Source organism: [Chlorobium] sp. 445, assembly GCA_002763895.1.
Taxonomy (GTDB): domain Bacteria; phylum Bacteroidota; class Chlorobiia; order Chlorobiales; family Thermochlorobacteraceae; genus Thermochlorobacter.
Genome location: NSLH01000019.1, coordinates 1 through 18,662, shown reverse-complemented (window position 1 = coordinate 18,662; position 18,662 = coordinate 1). Strand labels below are relative to the sequence as shown.

General features: G+C 47.1%; 15 protein-coding genes and 2 pseudogenes. 12 read left to right on the top strand and 5 right to left on the bottom strand.

Translation table 11 applies throughout. From position 1 onward, the window contains the following. Window positions 1–72: 72 nt before the first annotated feature. Entirely contained in the window at window positions 73–2,343 is a 2,271-nt protein-coding gene (locus tag CMR00_08600) for a phosphoribosylformylglycinamidine synthase II (protein PIO47742.1), read from the top strand. A gap of 136 nt (window positions 2,344–2,479) precedes the next feature. Then, window positions 2,480–2,911: an RNA polymerase subunit sigma-24 gene (locus CMR00_08595; GenBank protein ID PIO47741.1), complete on the top strand. Its 432-nt coding sequence runs from the start codon at window positions 2,480–2,482 to the stop codon at window positions 2,909–2,911. Between the two features lie 118 nt (window positions 2,912–3,029). On the opposite strand, the gene CMR00_08590 is transcribed toward CMR00_08595, so the two are convergent. The 3 genes from CMR00_08590 to moaA all read right to left on the bottom strand — a co-directional run bounded on the left by CMR00_08590 (window position 3,030) and on the right by moaA (window position 10,212). After that, on the bottom strand, window positions 3,030–7,790 hold the full coding sequence (locus CMR00_08590) for a hypothetical protein (protein PIO47740.1): 4,761 nt from the start codon (window positions 7,788–7,790) through the stop codon (window positions 3,030–3,032). 142 nt (window positions 7,791–7,932) lie between these two features. Beyond that, window positions 7,933–9,123, bottom strand: a complete 1,191-nt coding sequence (locus tag CMR00_08585; protein ID PIO47739.1) for a transporter — start codon at window positions 9,121–9,123, stop codon at window positions 7,933–7,935. A gap of 39 nt (window positions 9,124–9,162) precedes the next feature. Beyond that, on the bottom strand, window positions 9,163–10,212 hold the full coding sequence (moaA, locus tag CMR00_08580) for a GTP 3',8-cyclase MoaA (GenBank protein ID PIO47738.1): 1,050 nt from the start codon (window positions 10,210–10,212) through the stop codon (window positions 9,163–9,165). 121 nt (window positions 10,213–10,333) lie between these two features. On the opposite strand from moaA, the gene CMR00_08575 reads away from it, so the two are divergent. Next, window positions 10,334–10,576 (top strand): molybdopterin synthase sulfur carrier subunit, encoded by a 243-nt coding sequence (locus CMR00_08575; GenBank protein ID PIO47737.1) that lies wholly within the window; start codon window positions 10,334–10,336, stop codon window positions 10,574–10,576. Beyond that, the gene (locus CMR00_08570) at window positions 10,506–11,489 is read left to right on the top strand and encodes a hypothetical protein (GenBank protein PIO47736.1); all 984 of its coding nucleotides are present in this window, start codon (window positions 10,506–10,508) and stop codon (window positions 11,487–11,489) included. The genes CMR00_08575 and CMR00_08570 overlap by 71 nt, the downstream gene beginning before the upstream one ends. Here CMR00_08570 and CMR00_08565 read toward each other — a convergent pair. After that, window positions 11,473–11,685: a hypothetical protein gene (locus CMR00_08565; protein PIO47735.1), complete on the bottom strand. Its 213-nt coding sequence runs from the start codon at window positions 11,683–11,685 to the stop codon at window positions 11,473–11,475. The genes CMR00_08570 and CMR00_08565 overlap by 17 nt on opposite strands. Before the next feature lie 15 nt (window positions 11,686–11,700). Between CMR00_08565 and CMR00_08560 the strand changes: the two genes are divergently transcribed. From CMR00_08560 to CMR00_08530, 7 genes and pseudogenes are all read left to right on the top strand, one after another. Then, the gene (locus CMR00_08560; protein ID PIO47734.1) at window positions 11,701–12,810 is read left to right on the top strand and encodes a two-component sensor histidine kinase; all 1,110 of its coding nucleotides are present in this window, start codon (window positions 11,701–11,703) and stop codon (window positions 12,808–12,810) included. 44 nt (window positions 12,811–12,854) lie between these two features. Continuing rightward, window positions 12,855–13,306: pseudogene (locus CMR00_08555) on the top strand (molybdenum cofactor biosynthesis protein MoaE). 127 nt (window positions 13,307–13,433) lie between these two features. Further along, window positions 13,434–14,786 (top strand): signal recognition particle protein, encoded by a 1,353-nt coding sequence (locus CMR00_08550; protein ID PIO47733.1) that lies wholly within the window; start codon window positions 13,434–13,436, stop codon window positions 14,784–14,786. A gap of 29 nt (window positions 14,787–14,815) precedes the next feature. Next, window positions 14,816–15,225: pseudogene (locus CMR00_08545) on the top strand (30S ribosomal protein S16). Between the two features lie 55 nt (window positions 15,226–15,280). Continuing rightward, window positions 15,281–15,784 carry a 16S rRNA processing protein RimM gene (gene rimM / locus CMR00_08540; protein PIO47732.1) on the top strand — a complete coding sequence of 168 codons (504 nt, stop codon included), beginning with the start codon at window positions 15,281–15,283 and terminating at the stop codon, window positions 15,782–15,784. A 30-nt stretch (window positions 15,785–15,814) separates the two neighbouring features. Next, window positions 15,815–16,489, top strand: coding sequence for a tRNA (guanosine(37)-N1)-methyltransferase TrmD (locus tag CMR00_08535; protein ID PIO47763.1), 675 nt, complete (start codon window positions 15,815–15,817; stop codon window positions 16,487–16,489). A gap of 68 nt (window positions 16,490–16,557) precedes the next feature. Then, window positions 16,558–16,929 (top strand): 50S ribosomal protein L19, encoded by a 372-nt coding sequence (locus CMR00_08530; GenBank protein ID PIO47731.1) that lies wholly within the window; start codon window positions 16,558–16,560, stop codon window positions 16,927–16,929. A gap of 86 nt (window positions 16,930–17,015) precedes the next feature. Here CMR00_08530 and CMR00_08525 read toward each other — a convergent pair whose 3' ends face one another. Continuing rightward, window positions 17,016–18,053 carry a prenyltransferase gene (locus tag CMR00_08525; protein ID PIO47730.1) on the bottom strand — a complete coding sequence of 346 codons (1,038 nt, stop codon included), beginning with the start codon at window positions 18,051–18,053 and terminating at the stop codon, window positions 17,016–17,018. 245 nt (window positions 18,054–18,298) lie between these two features. Between CMR00_08525 and CMR00_08520 the strand changes: the two genes are divergently transcribed. Further along, window positions 18,299–18,652: a hypothetical protein gene (locus CMR00_08520; GenBank protein PIO47729.1), complete on the top strand. Its 354-nt coding sequence runs from the start codon at window positions 18,299–18,301 to the stop codon at window positions 18,650–18,652. Window positions 18,653–18,662 lie beyond the last annotated feature (10 nt).

Genomic DNA, 18,662 nt, shown 5'->3' with positions numbered 1-18,662 from the left:
CCTTTGTGGAACTTTGCCACAAAGGCTTTTTATTTTAGGACACTAACCTTAAAACTACTGCAAACTTTGCTAATGCAAGAGCCAACGGTAACACTTGAACTGGCAAAGCAGCATGGGCTGCTGGAAGAAGAGTATCACGCCATGTTGCGCATTCTTGGTCGCACACCGACTTACACGGAACTGGGCATTTTCTCGGTGATGTGGTCGGAGCACTGCAGCTACAAAAACTCAATTGCGGTGCTGAAAACACTGCCAAGAAGTGGCTCACGGTTGCTGGCTAAGGCAGGCGAAGAAAACGCAGGTCTGGTCGATATTGGCGATGGACTAGGCGTTGCGTTCAAAATTGAATCGCATAATCATCCCTCAGCTGTCGAGCCGTATCAAGGTGCTGCAACAGGTGTCGGTGGCATACACCGCGATATCTTCACGATGGGCGCGCGACCCATTGCCACACTTAACTCCCTGCGTTTCGGAAACCTGCAGGATGAGCGCGTACGCTATTTGATGGATGGTGTCGTGCGTGGCATTGGTGACTATGGCAATTCATTTGGCGTTGCGACCGTCGGCGGAGAAATCTATTTCGAGACATGTTACCAAAATAACCCCTTAGTTAATGCCATGTCTGTTGGAATTGTCGAGCATCATAAAGTTGCACGAGCAATAGCAAGTGGTGAAGGCAATCCGGTCTTGATTGTAGGCTCTGCGACAGGGCGCGATGGCATTCATGGGGCAACCTTCGCATCAGAAGAACTCTCCGAAAATTCTGAAGACAAACGTCCAAATGTGCAAGTAGGCGATCCCTTCACAGAAAAACTGCTGCTTGAAGCCACATTAGAAGCTATTGAAAGCGGCTATGTTGTGGGCATTCAAGACATGGGAGCAGCTGGTCTGACCTGTTCATCAGCAGAGATGGCAGCACGCGCAATAGAAAAAACAGGGGCGGGTGGAATGGAGCTCGAGCTTGAGCGCGTACCAACACGCGAAAAACATATGACCCCTTACGAAATTATGCTGTCTGAATCGCAGGAACGAATGCTCATTGTGGCTAAGAAAGGCTATGAACAACAGGTAATTGATATTTTTTCAAAGTGGGATTTGAGTGCTGTTGTGATTGGTCGCGTTACAAGCGATGGCATGCTGCGTGTGCGTTGGAACGGAGAGATTGTAGCAGAAATTCCTGCGCCAGCCTTGGTATTAGGCGGCGGCGCACCAGTCTACTACCGTGAAGCAATCGAGAAAAAGCCAAATACCACATTCCCGAAATTGAAACCAGACACGGAAATTGATTTTCAAAAAGAAATTTTGGCGATGCTCTCACGACCTAACATCGCCAGCAAGCATTGGGTGTATGAACAATACGATACATCAGTGCGCACCAACACAGTGGTAAGTGCAGGCGTGTCAGATGCAGCTGTGGTGCGCATTAAAGGCACAACGAAAGCCTTAGCTCTGAAAGTTGATTGCAATGCGCGCTATGTCTATTTGCATCCACGCAAAGGCGCACAAATTGCAGTCTCAGAATGTGCACGCAACATCGCATGCTCTGGCGCAAAACCACTTGCAATTACGAACTGCTTAAACTTTGGCAACCCTTACAAACCGGACATTTATTTCCAATTCAAAGAGGCAGTAGCGGGCATGGGTGAAGCATGCCGAAAGTTTGATACACCCGTAACAGGTGGCAACGTGAGTTTCTACAATGAATCTACGATTGGAGGTGAAACTGTCGCTATCTATCCAACGCCCACGATTGGAATGATTGGACTCATTGAGCATACAGACCATATCGTAACCGCAACCTTCAAACAAGCAGGTGAGAGTATCTATCTTCTCGGCAAACTTAGCCAAGACTTGAACGGTTCTGAGTTCCTATCATACTTCTATGGCGAACTTGGGATTGATGCGCCTCCATGCGACTTGGATGAAGAGAAAGCATTGCAAGAGTTTTTGGTAGCAGCAGCAAAAGAAAAGTTGTTGCAATCAGCGCATGATGTCTCAGATGGCGGGCTGGCTATTGCGCTGCTTGAAAGCGCTATTCTCAATCAAGATGTGCAAGTTGGGTTTAGTGTAAATCTTGAGCTAGCACCGTCAGATACAGCGATTCAAGCCACACTATTTTCAGAAGCGCAAGGTCGAGTGGTGATTAGTGTTAGCGCAGAAAAACAACATGCGCTGGAGACGCTAGCAAAATCTTTTGGGCTCATCTGTCAAAAAATTGGGGAGACGAAAAAAGAGCGGGTTGAGATTTCAATCAACCATCAAAAAGTGTTTGAAGCAAGCCTAAACGAACTCAACAAAGTGTATTTTCATGCCCTTGAGGAGGCAATCGGTATGCAAAAGTAAAGCTCGAAGAAAGAGACGTTTTAGACGGAATCTAAACTAACACAAGATAAAATAATAGCTTGACATTGAGCCCGTACAGCACTATATTGACTGCAAATGTGTAACAATAACTTCAAACTAACGCAAGGAGAACGATATGAATCACCAACCTGGAGCGTCCTACCTAGCGATGTTAGAAAGGATTGATGATGTCTACAATCTGGCTTATTGGATGAGTGGCGACGAAGCAACATCAGGTATGCTCGTAAGTCAAACTTACCTTGAAGGTGGCAACAGTGCAACATCTGTTGAACTCTTCAAAGCCTTTCGCAATGTGTATCTGCGATCGTTCGGACAAGAAGCGACTATTGAGCAAGATAGCAGTGTAGTAGTTGACGACAAAGATGTAGCGCGTGTGCTCGTAACCATGGCTGCTGACTTTAAACTTACAGTGCTACTTGCCGATATCATTGGCTTGTCCCATGCAGAAATTGCACAAGTGATTGGACAGCCGCTCTCAACGGTACGCGTTTGGCTGCACTGGGGACGCAAGCTCATCGGTCAAGAAGTTACCGAGAAAGTCAACTAAGGTATCCAAAATCAAAAGCAAAAAGCCGCGATGCAAAGCGGCTTTTTTGTTCGAAAAAAGCTAAAAAAGAAAAGGCGTTTCCTCTGGAAACGCCTTTTGCATCAATAAGCGATGCTGATTACTTCACTAGCATCATCTTGCGCGTCTGTTGGAAACCGGGCGCACGCAGCGTGTAGAAGTAAAGTCCCGTGCCTAAGTTACTAGCAACAAATCGATATTGATTTTCACCAGTGCGCGCTTGAATGGTTTCCGTTAAAATCGTTCTGCCTAAGATGTCTGTAATCACAAGTGTCGCTGTACCAGCTTCTTTCATCGTAAAGCGGATGATGGTGCTGGGGTTAAATGGATTAGGATAGTTTTGCTCCAGTGCATACTCATAGACTTTTGCCTGCGGAACTTCACGCACTTCTACCGTTACGACCTGAGGATAGTCATGAATCGTACCGTCCAAATCCACTGAACGCAATTGATAGCGGTAAGTCTGTCCAGCTTCCACGTTTTTATCGAGGAAAGCATATTCTGTGGCGGATGTAACTGTACCTTTACCACGCAGTTCGTTAGAAAATTGATACGATGCAATAGTGGAAGCTGGTGTGAGTGTCTCGCCACTCGGTGAGACGGTAGTGCGCATCACCATAAAGCCAGCATTGTTGAGTTCAGAGGCAGTTTGCCATTGCAGCCGTACACCTTGTGATGTCGCAGCACCAGTGAAAGACACCAGTTCAACAGGAAGTGGATTGTCCAAGGTCTCACTGCCGATGGAGAACTCCGAGAAGGAATTAAAGAGAGATGTGCTTTCAAGGTTACCAGAGATAATCGCAGCACCAAGATCAGACCAAGGCTGCGTGCTATTGGCGCGGCGTAGCCATCGCAGTGTGGGTGGATTGACAACGCCTAACAATCTGGAAATATTAGAACGCACGCGACCATTCGTAAAGACGACCCCTGTGTTTGTAACATCCCAGTAGTAGGAACTCACGCGAAGAATGTTTGCTGGAGGCGTGCTTGCAATCGGCGGTCCAAGGTAGTAGTTCACGGTCAAAGTGCCCGATGTGGTGACATCACCGATGAAGGTGAAGTTGAGGTCGGGAAAATCAAAAACGGTAGGGTTACCAGTGGGTATAGAAGCGATTTGAGTTACAGTTGTGACCGATGTGCCGGGGATAACTTGACCATACACTTGGAAAGGTAAGCCCTGGGGAAATCCGTTATCTAACAAATCTGCCCATGTTGTGCCATCGAATTGGCGTGCGTTGCCAGTTGAAGGCTGACCCTCAATGCTAATTGGTGGAACCCACGGACCGGAGGCTAAAGTACCGCCAGTTTGCCAGTCGAGCCAATAGGTGCCTGGACCTAAAACTAACGTAGCAGAAGTGCTTGGAAGCACTCTCTGAATCATGATAGGGCGATCGGTGTTGGTGAGTGTCGATGAGGTAACACGATAGATGCCCGAGAATCGCGTTTGAGCAAGACGGTTGGTTGTAGTATTGCCGAAGATGACTTCACTGCCGGAAGCACCGGGTGTGCCTCGCCAAATTCTCAAATTTACATTATTGATGGTAGAGGTCGTGGTAGAACCAGTTTGATAAGCAAAGAAGATAAGAGAATCAACTCTCCAACCTTGACCGGGTGGCACAGTAATTGGAGCGGCAACTCTGAATCCTGAAGAAATAGAGTGTTGAAAGCCAAACGAGCTAAGGCCAGTGCTGATACTGCTGGCGTCGGCAAAGTTAACGCCTTCGGCAGGATTGGTAACAAGAGGTCCGCTGTCGTAAAGCAGTTCAGGGGGCAGGGCTGAGACGGTAAACGTTGCAGACCCGGGCGTAAGAGAAAGGCCAGAGGCTTGAACCTGCACCCCCGATTGTGCCACATTATACGTCAAGTTTCTAAAGATAATGCGTGTTTGACCGGGATTAACTGTTGTAGTTAAGTTGCCGCTTAGCGTGCCAGAACCATTGGTTAGTGCAAGTGTCACCGTACCGCCTGATGTAGGCTGAGGCAAGTTAAAGGCATCGCGGGTTTCAGCGACGACCGCGAAAATTTTATTGACTGTTGGAGCAAGCGGGTTGATGATAGCAAGCTGTGTGGCAGGACGAGAAGGTACAAAGCGGAACGTGCGTCCAACATCTGGTCCCACAGTGCGGCGGACATTAAAGGTAACATTTGCGCCACTTCCAGCGTTAACGGCGCTCCACGCCGTGGTAGAGCCTTTCTGGAAAGTAACCAGTTGGGTGGCGCTAGTCGAAAGCCCCTTAATGCCTACACCAAACGTTCTGAACGCATCTGTTGCTGTGCTTTGCGTGAAGGTACCATACACAAACTCGATCATGCCGTTCTCGTGCAAGCGAATTTGGAAGTTCATATTGTTGAACTGGATACCGGGCGGAGTTTGTTTTTCACGCACATTTTTGAACTGAATCGTGCAGATGCGATTCGGTGCAGTTCCAGTGGTATGAACACGGTACTCAGGAGTTGAAGTCCCCGCTTGTAGGTCATGATTGAAAATAGAGAGAATATCAGTATCTGCAGGGTTCGTACTGGCAATAGCACCACCTGTACCAGTTTGGTCTTGTGGATTTGAGATGAAGAGAGCGGCAGAGGAAGGCTGGGTATTGCCAAGTTTAATAAAGCCATTAGTATTCAAAATAAATTGGTTATACACTCTGCCATTGTAGTCGAAATTGAAGCCGATATTTACAGGTGCAGAGTTTGCATCATCAAAGTTACTGGTAGTAATCACTGTGCCGTTTGTGCCTAAGTCTGTATAACCTGTATTCAAGTTAAAGGTGTTACTGGGTGTGTAGACAAATGGTGAGGAAGGAGAAGCAGAAATTTCAAAGAATGAACTGAACTCTATAACTGTACCTGAATTAGCGGTAAGGCGGATTTGATAATCATTCCCATCAGCAAGTGCAAGAGGAGGGGTGTAGCTAAAAGTGCCAGTGTTAGGCGCGCTCGATGAAATCGTGGAGTTAAATACGCCACCTTTATAGAGCTCAATTGTGATATTGGTCGTGATGGTGCCAGAGCTAACAAACCAAGTAATTGTAGCAGGCTGACCTGTTTGCCATGCGCTACCGGGAATTGGGTTCGTAATGGTTAGGGTTGGATTGCCTTGTGCGATTTGGACGGCACGTCTGGCATTAACTCTGCCGTAGCCCATTTGATTATTCCATGGACCGAGTGTTCGCCCTGTAGCAGTGCCGTAGAGATAGTTTCCAGTTTTATCACAAGAGCGCTGCAAAATTTCCTCGAGCTGGCCACCTGTAAGAGAAGTATTGACCGATGCCGCTAAAGCCACGACACCAGCGGCAACTGGACATGCGGCAGAAGTGCCACCAAAGAAAGTTTCATTTCCACTAGTATAGCCAGCTGTACCTGAACGATCAAGGGTAAGGGTATTGACGCCGGGGGCAACCACATCAAGAGAATCGCCAAATTGAGAAAACCCGGCTTTGCGATCGCTGTTGTCTGTGGCGCCCACAGCAATGATGTTAGCTGCACGAGCAGGGTATCCGACAACATTGGTTCCAGCGTTGCCAGCTGAGAAGAGCATGACCGCACCGAGTCCAGAACGAGCGTTCGTTCTCACACTGGCAAAACTGGCTTCCCACGAGGCATTGGCGCTGCCACCGCCCCAACTTTGGCTCACCGCAACTAGACCAGCCACGTTAACAGTGGCTACAGCACAGCGCGCGATAACGGCATCAGTCGTGCTAAAGGAACCAGTCGAAGTAAAGTTAAAGCCGTTTCGAACAAGATGAAGACGAACATTGTATCCTACGCTAGCAACACTGGCGTTATTGTTAGTGAGTGCCGCAATGAGACCTGCGCATGGTGTCCCGTGGTTTTCATTTGCTGCCCCGGGGTTAGTTGGTACAGCAGGACCACCAAAACCTGTGTTGCCATCCGTACCTGCGGCATCGTAACTGCTAACGATTTGACCTGCAAGTTCAGGGTGAGCAAGATCATATCCTGAATCCCATACGGAAACTACAACTGTAGAAGAGCCTGTGGTAATATCCCACGCACTCACGGTGCTGATATCTGCGCCAATCACCCCAACTTGTCCACCGATGGTCTGTCCCGTGTTTTGTAAAAACCATTGCTGGGTAAAAAGAGGATCATTGGGGGTCAAGTACAGGCGAATGGGTCCGATAGGAAGTGCTGCGCGCATCGGATTTTTGGCTTCACGCACAATTTTCAAGATTTCTCTGGCGCGCTCTTCATCGGGGTCTGGCGCAGGCTGGGTGGGAGGGGTGAACTTCTCAGCGCTTTGATGCGTGTGGCAGATGGTCATGAAATTAGGCTGGGCAAACTCCACCAAACCACTCTCCACCATTCTTTGAGCAGCAACAATCGGATCAACTCCATCGGCAAGTTGAACCAGTACTTGCTCTTTGTTCGGTCCCATATCAAAAGTTTCCACAACTGTAGCACTGTGCTCTGCATGCATGCCTTGCAAGCGAGAATCGCCCTTGACTTTCGGCATGTAAATTACTTCGTTCGTAACATAGAGCGTATCGCCAAGCTCGCTGATATAAGCTGGAAATGCAGCTTCGACATCTGGCTTTGCTCTGAGCTCTGCTAAGAGCTTTTTCATGCCAGATTCGTTGCGCTCACTTGGAGCAAGTTCATAGCGCAGCGCTTGCAGAAGTGGAGATTGATCTTTGGCTAAAGTAAGCTGGCGCATGTTTCGCAGCGCATCCATCTTCCGAGCCGCTTGGAGATTTTTTCTAAACTTGACATAAACTTCAGATACCGAAGGCTTTAGCTCAATTTTTTTGCCATGGTAGTAGTAGAAAGGCTTTTCTTGCGCAAAAACGACTTGCGCTGACAAAAGAAACACGGATATGAGAAAAAGTACACGACCCTTCATTGTTGTGTTGGTTTAGTTGATAGAGTTTGATAAAAATGAATTGCAATAAGAAAGGCTATGAGCCCGAACAAACTGAAAAAGAAACTGGAAAATAGAAACTGGTGTAAGATAGTGCAAAAGAGAAAGCAATACAACTGCTCTGCTAAGACGCCTCACTTGAGGCTAGTATCGGAGCCGGGCTTAGAGAGATAAAAAACAGTGTGCCGACTACCAAAGCAAGCAAAAAGCCGTAGGGTAGCCCAATGGCAAGAAAGGCGGTTAATCCTATTGCTGTAAGGTCGCGCAATGATGCAGCCGTGGAGGCACTGAATGCAAGCCGAAACAAGGCAAGGGCTTCAAAGAGTAGGAGCACGCCCAAAACAGGCAACGGAAAAGCTTTAAGTAAGACATCAAAACTGCTAGAAAAGAAAATACCCAGCACAAGATAAAACGCACCATAGATGATAACCGAGCCGCCAGTGCGTGCGCCAAACGCATAATGCCCCGCTAAACCGCCTGCACCATGACAAACAGGCGCACCAGAAAAAAATGGCGCAATCAAATTCATGATAGCATAAGTCAGACCAATTTTTTTGACACGAGGGGCGCGTTCAGGAAAGAGGTCTTGTGCGATGCGAGCTGTAGCCAGAATTGAGTTGCCAATAGAAAGTGCAATCTGCGGCAGAGCAAGAAGCAAAAATCCTTGTGTGATATCCTCAAGCAGAGGTTGGTGTAAGGCAGGACTATGTAGTGAAATTGTTAAGCTATCTATTGGAATGCGGTGAGGCTCTGGTGCAAAGAAGAAGGCGTAGCAAGCGCCAAGAAAAATCACAAATAGTGCAGCAGGATAAGAAGGGCGCTGAAGAACATAAGAAGCAAGAATGATCAAGAAGGCAATCAGGGCAAGTGTGTAGCCAAGAAGTCCTTCGCGCATGGCATAATCTTTGAGCGCAAGCAATGCAAGTTGGATTGCTAAGCCAAGTTGCAAACCGCGTACCACAGGCAGCGGCGTCCATTTAGCAATCCACTCCAGGGCGCCTGACAGTGCAAGGATGCTCATCAAGATGCCAATGGCAAGCCCACCACCAAAAAGAATGTTGCCACTGAGGTTCTGCGAGATCACAAGCGCTGCCATCGCTTTAAGGGGCTGGACAGGCATGGGTAGGCGATAGAAAAATCCTGTAAGAAGTTGCGCTGTGCCAAACAGGATAAGCACGCTCGCCGTGTCAAGTTGAGCTGTAAGTATCATGCCAGCAAGGAGTGGCAAGTCTGTGCCAATGTCGCCAAATGCACCATTCCATTCATTGCGGTCGAAGCGAATGTTGAGGCGAAAAGTCGTGCTAGGTGTGCTCATGCATGCAAATTCCTGTGATGGAAAAATGTTTGATTGAGATTAACCGCCGATAGTAGACATAGATTCTGTGACGGGCAAGTGTCCGATGCGATTGGCTTCGGCTTCAAAGCCATCTTTGTAACGCTCACTGACACATCGGCGAATCAAGGCTTCCAGTTCAGAGTCACTGGCGCCATGTCGCATCGGTGTTTTAACATCATAGCCACGATTATCATAAAGGCAGGTGTGAATCTCGCCCTTAGGGGTAAGCCGAATGCGGTTGCAGGTGCCACAAAACGTGCGTGAGTAAGCCGCAATGACGCCGACGGTGCCTAAGTGCCCTTCAATCGCATAGTTCATTGATGTCGAAAAAGGCCCGTCTTGGAGTTTGATCATGTTGGGGAAGGCTTCTTTGAGCACAGCCAGAATTTTGGTGTAGTTCCAAGTCAGGACCGGCTTATGCTGACCGGAGCCATTGAAGGGCATTTCTTCAATGAAGCGGACAGAGACAGGGTAATCACGAGAAAGCAGCGCAAGCGGCACAATGTCATGGGTATTGACGCCTTCTGTAACAACGGTATTGATCTTGGTAGCAATACCATGTTCGAGCAAGGCATGAAAGGTGTTCATCACGGCATCAAATTCATCGCGGCGTGTGATGGCTTTAAAGCGCTCTCGATCGAGCGTATCGAGACTAAGATTGACTGATGAAATCCCAATGCGTTTGAGGTCTTTGACAAACGGTGCGGTAAGCACGCCATTGGTGGTGATGTTAATTTCCTCAATGCCATCTATGGCAGCAAGACGTTCAAGAAATTCTATCAAACCATTGCGCACGAAAGGTTCGCCACCTGTAATGCGCAGTTTGCTAATGCCAAGCAAGGCAAAGAGTCGTGCCAAACGCAAGAGTTCATCAAAGGAAAGCACATCGCTGTGTGGAAGAAAATCAATACCTTCAGCGGGCATACAGTATAGACAGCGCAAGTTGCAGCGGTCTGTAACGGACAGGCGCGCATAAGTAATCGGTCGCCCATGATTGTCAATAAGCTTGGATGGATAAGCTACATTCGAGCTTGAGTGAATAGGCAAGAAAACCGCGCTTTCGTGCATGCTCCAAAGTGGTTTTGTTGTTTGCAAACCTAAGTAATTCAAACTTAAAGTGCGTGCAAACCGTTTTAGAAAAAATTTTTTAGTTTTAGATGCTTTTTTGGGGCTTTAAACAAAACAAGGGATGACACTGCACATTCATTTTTTTGCTATAGGGCGCGATATCACTGGAAAAAGCTATTTAGATTTTGTAATGCCTGAAGGGGCAACCGCACAGGATTTGATAGAGGCGCTGAAAGCAGTTTATCCGCGCTTTAGAGAACTCAAGTCGCTGCAAGTAGCCATCAACGAAGAGTATGCGCAGCCCACGCAAGTCTTGCGTGAAAGCGATGAAATTGCAATTATTCCCCCGGTGTGCGGCGGGTAAGTCTAAACCGTTATCAATGCAAGTAAAAAACTTCCTGAATGCCGCTGCAGCAATACTGTGGGCAAGCGCAATGCTCTTCAGCGTAGACGAGATGCTTGCGCAACCAGCAGTCATTGTCGATAGCTTGCGCAAGGAAGTTGGCTCTCAAAGCGGTGTTAAAAAGGTTGATGCGCTCAATGCATTAGCGCGTGCCTACTGGCGTACTATGCCTGATACGGCGCTTGTATATGCACTGCAGGCACAAACGCTTGCCGAATCTATAAACTACACTCGTGGACTTGAAAAAGCCCTCAACACAATTGCCTACATGTATGAAATAAAAGGCGAGTATGCTAAATCCCTCGAGGTGAGGTTGCGCGATATGGAACTGAGCAGACAAATTGAAGATGACACAGCACTGGCGTGGTGCTATCACAGTATGGGCAACATCTCAAACTATCAAGGTGATAACGACCGTGCCTTAGCGTGGCATCTTAAAGCGCTGGAACTGCGTGAAAAAATTGGTGACAAGCGCGGCAAAGGATGGTCGCTCAACAACATTGCGTGGGTATTTGAAAACCAAAATCAACTTGAGAAGGCGCTGGAATACCGAGAAAAAGCTGCAAAAGTCTGGCTTGAACTTCAAGACAACGAAGGACTGGCAGCCACAATGAGCTATCAAGCCGATGTGTATAGCCGAAAAGGTGAATATGATCATGCGCTTGCTGTAGCCCATCAAGCCTTAGCTCTCCGCCAAAAAGAGGGCATAGATCTAACCTACAATCAGTTGCAACTCGGCAAACTCTACATTGCTGCTGCAAAATATGATTCTGCCATGAGGATGTTGGAGTCGGCATTAAACTCAAATGAAAAGCGCTACTTTCCACGTGTCTATAATGCGCAGGCACTCGTACATCTCAAGATGAAAAACTGACGATGTTGGCATCACATATGCACAAAAGGCGATTGAACTTGCTGAGCAGGTAAAAGATGCAAAAGCGCTGGAAGAGGGTTTTCTGACACTTTCCAAGCTCTATGAAGCCAAAGGGAATTTTGCAAACACACATCACTTCTTCAAAAAATACGCGGCACTCAAAGATAGCTTGCAATCGCAAGCCGTGCAGAATCAAATCCTAAGCCGAGAAGTGAATTATCAGATTGGGCTACGCGAAAAAGAAATCGAGCAGCTTCGACAAGAAAAAGATGCGCAAACCATGATTCGCAATCAGCTTGTTGTGCTCATTTTACTCGTGCTCATCATTTCTGCCTTGCTCTACTGGCGTTACCGTGTCTCTATTCAAGCCAAACGCATCTTGCAAGAGAAGAATGAAGAACTGAGTGTCAAAAATGCACTCATTGAAATGCAGCACAAGAAACTTGAAACGGCGTTCAAAAATCTCAAAGAGACACAGCAACAACTTGTTCAACAAGAAAAACTGGCTGCGCTGGGTGAAATGGCAGCAGGTATCTCGCACGAAATTCGAAACCCACTGAACTTCATCAGCAGTTTTGTCGCTCTAGCTATTGAGCACTGCGAACAACTGATGCAACTCTTGAATCAAGAGACACCATCGAAGGAGCGTGCAAATCAAACCATAAAAAGCCTGAGAGATAAATTGGAGCGCATTGAGTATCATACCGTCCGCGCCTTGCGCATCGTAAGGTCAATTCTCGAACATAGCCGCAGCAGTTCAGGCGAACGCATTGAAACCGACCTTAATGCTTTGCTCAAAGAATATGTGCAACTGTGCTACCACAGCTACAAGATGAAAGATTTAAGTTTTAATGTCAGACTCAAGTACGATTTTGACGAGACGCTGCCAAAAGTGCGCATCGCACCGCAAGATTTCAGCCGTGTCTTTCTCAATATCACACAGAATGCATTTTATTCCGTCTATGAAAAAAAGAAAATGATAGCTGACACAGAGCCTAGCGCAGAGTTTATTGCTGAAGTAACTGTGGCAACACGTAATTTGCCGGGCAAGGTGCGAATTTGCATCCGCGACAATGGGCTTGGCTTGCCAGTGCATCTCAAAGAGAAAATTTTTCAATCCTTCTTTACGACGAAATCAGGAACGGATGGAATTGGTTTGGGCTTATCAATCAGTCGGGATATTATTCAGGCATACAATGGAAAAATTTGGGTAGAATCGCAAGAAGGTGAATATGCCGAGTTCATCATGGAGTTACCAGAAAGCATCATAGCGCCTGACCCTACACTCAAAGAGACAGAAGCACAAAAGGTCAAAGCCTGAAAAGCAAACGATGATAATCATTTTAACTAAACTTTCTTTACGCAATGAGTCAACTTGTTACTGTAACAGATAGTCTTGTGCTCTTGCGTCTGATGAGCGAGCCTATCTCAATTCAAGAGGTTTTAGAGGCTGTGCGAGCGCCAGAGTGCGGCGGACTTGCGCTGTTTGTAGGCACAGTGCGTAATCATTCAGGCGGCAAAGAAAATGTCTTATGGCTCGAGTACGAAGCCTATGAATCCATGGCACTCAAAAAAATGCGTGAGATTGCAGCATCGGTAAAGCAGCTCTACCCTGTGAGAAAAATTGCAATGGTGCATCGCGTTGGGCGATTAGAAATCGGTGATGATGCCGTTGCAATTGCAGTCAGCTCGCCGCATCGTAAAGAAGCGTTTGCAGCTTGTAAATTCATTATCGATGCGGTTAAATCCACCGTGCCAATTTGGAAAAGGAAGTCTTCGCTGACGGAGAAGTCTGGGTTGATGCATGCACGCGATAGAGGCGTTGCAAACTTCTAAATGTTTGCTTAACTTTACCGTCCGCAGTTTTTGCGGACTTTTATTTTTCTAGAGCAACTAAAGAAGAATCGACCAAAACGCACGGTTCCAAAAACGCACGGTTAAGTAATGTTCGAAGCGCTGAGCGATAAAATAGATAGCGCACTGCGTAAACTTTCTGGGCAAGCGCGCATCAATGAAGTTAACATCGGCAACGCTATGCGTGATATCAAGCGCGCTTTGCTGGATGCTGATGTCAACTACGCTGTCGTAAAGCAGTTCGTTGAAGATGTTCGCAAAAAGGCGCTCGGTCAAGACGTAATCAAGAGCGTGCAGCCGGGGCAGATGATTGTCAAAATCGTCTATGATGAACTCACGGCGCTGATGGGCGGCACACAAGCTGAGCTCAATCTCAAGACCACGCGCATTCCAGCGGTCATCATGGTTGCAGGCTTGCAGGGCTCAGGTAAAACGACCTTTTCAGGCAAACTTGCACTGCTACTCAAAAAGAAAGGACGCAACCCGCTGCTTGTCGCCGCTGACATCTATCGCCCGGCAGCAATTGAGCAGCTCAAAACTCTGGGGGCACAAATCGATGTGCCAGTCTTTGCGCTCGAAGAAGAAAAAAATGCGGTCAAAGTTGCAAAAGAAGGCGTAGAGTACGCACGCAAAAATGCCCGCGACATTGCCATCATTGATACGGCAGGACGTCTGCAAATCGATGAAGAGATGATGAAAGAAGCCGAAGACATCAAAAAGGCATTGAATCCTGAAGAAATTCTCTTCGTCGTGGATGCGATGATGGGTCAGGAAGCGGTCAATACCGCAAAAGCCTTCAATGAGCGGTTGGATTTCGACGGTGTCGTGCTGACGAAAATGGATGGCGACACGCGCGGCGGTGCGGCGCTCTCTATCAAAAGTGTCGTGCAAAAGCCCATCAAGTTCATTAGTCAGGGCGAAAAATTAGAAGATCTCGACATTTTCTATCCCGACCGCATGGCGCAGCGCATTCTCGGAATGGGTGACATTGTCAGCTTCGTCGAGAAAGCGCAAGAAAGACTTGACCTTAAAAAAAGTCAAGAGCTGCAAAAGAAACTGCTCGAGAACGACTTCAATTTGGAAGATTTCTACGCACAGATTCAAGAAATCAAAAAAATGGGATCGCTGCAAAATCTGGCATCCATGATTCCCGGCATGAACAAACTCCTGCCCGCTAATGAAATCAACGAGAAAGACCTCAAAAAAGTCGAAGCCATCATTTGCTCTATGACAAAGCAGGAGCGCCGACAGCCCGACATTATCAACGGCAGCCGACGAGCACGCATTGCGCGTGGCAGCGGTACAACGGTCCAAGAAGTCAATGCCTTACTCAAGCAGTTCAATGAGATGAAAAAGATGCTAAAATCCATCAACAAAATGGCATCTGCAGGACGAAAACTCTCGCTCGATAACTTACCGATTGGACGAATGCTTCAACGATAAACTTCAAACCGCACTTACTCTTTCAAGCAATGGTCAAAATTCGTTTGCGTAGAATTGGCAGAAAAAAACTGCCGATTTATCAATTGGTTGCAACAGACGCACGCGCACGCCGCGATGGTGCATTTCTCGAGGACTTAGGTCGCTATGAGCCTAAGAAAAAACCGCATTCTATCACGCTCAAAGAAGACCGTGTTGCGTACTGGCTGAGTGTGGGGGCGCAGCTACCACGACCGCACGCAGTGTGCTAAGCAACTCAGGCTTGCTGCTCAAACTCTACCTTGAAAAGAAGGGTAAGAGCGCCGAAGAAATTGCTGCTGAAATGGAAAAGTGGCGCAAAAAACGCGATGAGCGACTGGCGCGTAACCTGAAAAAGAAAGCCCTGCGACGCAAAAAGAAAAAAGAAGCTGAAGCAAAAGCTAAAGAAGCTGCCGCATCTTAAGCCAAATACAGCTGTCTGGCGTCTGGCGGCATAACGCCTTCCGATAGATAAGCCTATGGAGTTGTTCATCGTGGGTCGCATCGTAAAACCGCATGGCGTCAGAGGTGAAGTAAAAGTGCAGATAGAGACAAGTTTTCCCGAAAAGTTTAAGTCGCGTAAGCGTCTCTACATCGGTAAAAGCGCAAAAGACGCAAAACCAATTGAGGTAGCTCACGCCAGGCTAATTCAAGACGCTGTATTGCTCAAGCTCAAAGGCGTAGAGACACCCGAGGAAGCAGAAAAACTGAGAAATCAGTCTCTCTTCATTGATGAAACGCAGCTTGTCAAGCTCGGTAAAGACAAAGCCTATATTCACGAACTTGTTGGGCTAATCGCCTACGACACAAACGGCAAGCTAATCGGAACGCTAAACGATGTGGTTAATCTGCCATCTTGTGATGCGTACGAGATTCAGTGTGGCAACAAAAGTGTGCTGGTGCCAGCGCTTGATGAGTTTATCGAAGAAGTAAATCTGACCGAAAAACGTGTAGTGCTCAAACGCTTCGAAGAGTTTTTGTAGAAAGTGTCGCAAAATTGAAAAATTACGATGATGCGATTTGATGTGATCACAGTTATGCCGCGTTTTTTTACAAGCCCACTTGAGCATGGGGTCTTAAAGATCGCGCAGCAAAAGCAAGCAGCAAGTGTGTTCATTCACAATTTGCATGATTACGGTAAAGGCAACTATCAGCAAGTCGATGATCACCCATTTGGCGGTGGCTCGGGCATGATCTTGATGCCTGAACCAATTTTTTGCATCGTAGAAAAATTAAAAGCAGAGCGATGCTATGACGAGGTCATTTTCCTGACGCCCGACGGTGAGCAGCTCTCGCAAAGAATTGCAAACGAACTTTCGCTCAAAACCAATCTTATTTTGCTGTGCGGACATTACAAAGGCGTCGATGAGCGTGTCAGAGAAGCGTTGGTAACACGTGAAATTTCAGTTGGTGATGTGGTGCTCTCGGGCGGTGAATTGCCAGCACTGATGCTCATGGATGCGATTGTGCGGCTGTTGCCAAATGTGCTGGGCGATGCTGAATCCGCACTCTTGGATTCCTTCCAAGATGGAAAGCTCGACTGCGCACATTACACACGACCTGCAGAATTTCGCGGCATGAAAGTCCCTGAGGTCTTGCTCTCAGGTAATCACAAAGAAATTGCAAAGTGGCGTGAGCAAAATGCATTAGAACGCACACGTCAGCGCCGACCCGACTTGCTAAGTTAAATCTAAAATGCAACTGCAGTGCACTTTAGAGCCATTTTTAGAACTTAAACCGAAAGGACAACCAAACAATGCAAAAGATAAAACTTGTTGAAGCTGGATTTTTGAAGAACGACATTCCTGATTTTCGCTACGGCGACACTGTGCGTGTGCATGTACGCGTCGTCGAGGGCGACAAAGAACGCATTCAGCTCTTTGATGGCGTCGTGATTAGCCGTAGAGGAGAAGGACTGTCAGAGACTATTACGGTGCGCAAAATGTCGCACGGTGTGGGTGTTGAGCGTATTTTCCCACTGCATACTCCAACCATTGCAAAAATTGAGGTGCTCAAGCGTGGTAAGGCACGGCGTGCAAAACTCTTCTACCTGCGCAAACGTACAGGAAAAGCTGCGCTCAAGGTCAAAGAACTTGAAGCTAAAGAGAAAGCAACACAACAAGTCTAACGCAGTCTCATTAAACAATAAAAAACCAACAAAGCCCGACAGCGATGTCGGGCTTTTGCATTGCATAAAACAAGAAGCCTAAACACTTAAAGCAATTTTTTAAGCAAAATGTCGATTAGTAAGCCTAAAAGGAAAAGACCACCAAAGCGGCGATTGTGCATGAAAATCACGGCAGAGAACCACAGGGGCCAGATGTTGGCATCATAGTCATCAGGCTTAGTGGAAGGCTTTGGCGCGCGATAGAATTTCCACACCAGCGGTAGCGTTGAAAGTGAAAGAAAAACAAGCAGCATCGCTGGTGAAAAGAAGCCCGTAACAACGAGATAGACAATTGAAACATACTGCAACACTGCCATAAACAGCACGGCATAGCGCGCATTACGCTCACCAAGAATGACAGGCAGCGTATAGATACGCTTTGATTTATCGCTGTCTAATTTATCGATGTGCTTCCCAAAAAGCACGCAAGTTGGACCAAGCGCATAGGGCAAACCGGCAATCACCACATTCCAATCCCATGTGCCCGTGATGACATAATAGCCGCCACCAATCATAAGCGGTCCCCAAACCACAATCACGGTGATTTCACCAAGACCGATGTATTTGAGTGGCCAAGTGTAGAAGATGACGAAGACAACACCAATAAGCAACAGCTGCAGCACAAATTCGCCACGTACGCTCACGAGATAAAGACCGGGAAGAAGTGCTAAGAGAAGTGTAACAGTGGCAAAGATAAGTTGCTCACGCACGGTCATCAAGCCATGTTCAACAGGTTGGGGACCGTACTGTGCACGAAAATAATTACCGCGGTCGACACCCTTGACATAATCAATTAAATCATTGAAGAGATTATTAGCGGCATGAGCGAGCAGCAGACCAAGTACAACGCAGCCCCAAAGGAGCCAATCAAAATTGCCAGCGCGGTAGGCAAGCAAGCCACCAATTGCTGCCGAAGTGAAGGTCATCACCAAAACTGCCGAGCGTGTGGCAATAAGCCAGCGAGAGACAAGGTCCAACTCTTGCCACTCTTCTTTTGAGACACGCGGAATACCTTTGAGTGCTTTTAGCCACATGCCAACATTGAGCCGCGCAGGTTTCCTAATCGTTTCTGAAGCCGTGTTCATAATTCAAAATTCAAAGTTTTAGAATTGTAAAAGTACAAAACTGATGGTCAAAACTGACCAGTCGGTCGGTAATGAAAATAACAAGGCAAGAACAAACAAAAAAGTTCCCCGTCTGAGCTTAGCAAAATGTTTTGTACGATGCTGAATCAATGCTCGTAGTTCAAGGGCATTAGTGAGTTGTATAACACCGCAAGAAGTAAAACTTTTATTATACTGCATCACAAAAAACTATCACAATAGAAGATATGCCAAAAAAACATGTAAAAGCTTTGCGCGAGCAGGATAGCGCATTGCAAAAAAAACTCAAATCATTTAGCAAACGCTTCGAGAAAAAAATTCGCACGGTGCCAGATTTCCCCAAGCAAGGTATCATGTTCAAAGACATCACAACGGTGCTGAAAGAAAAAAAAATGTTTAGCGAAACGGTCGATATGCTTGCCGCCCTCTACAAAGGCAGGCGCATTGATAAGGTCGTCTCAATAGAATCGCGCGGGTTTATTTTTGGTGCAGCCTTAGCCTATAAACTTGGCGCAGGCTTTGTGCCTGTGCGTAAGCCCAACAACTGCCGGCTGAAAAAATCCGTCAGGAATATGTGTTAGAATATGGTAC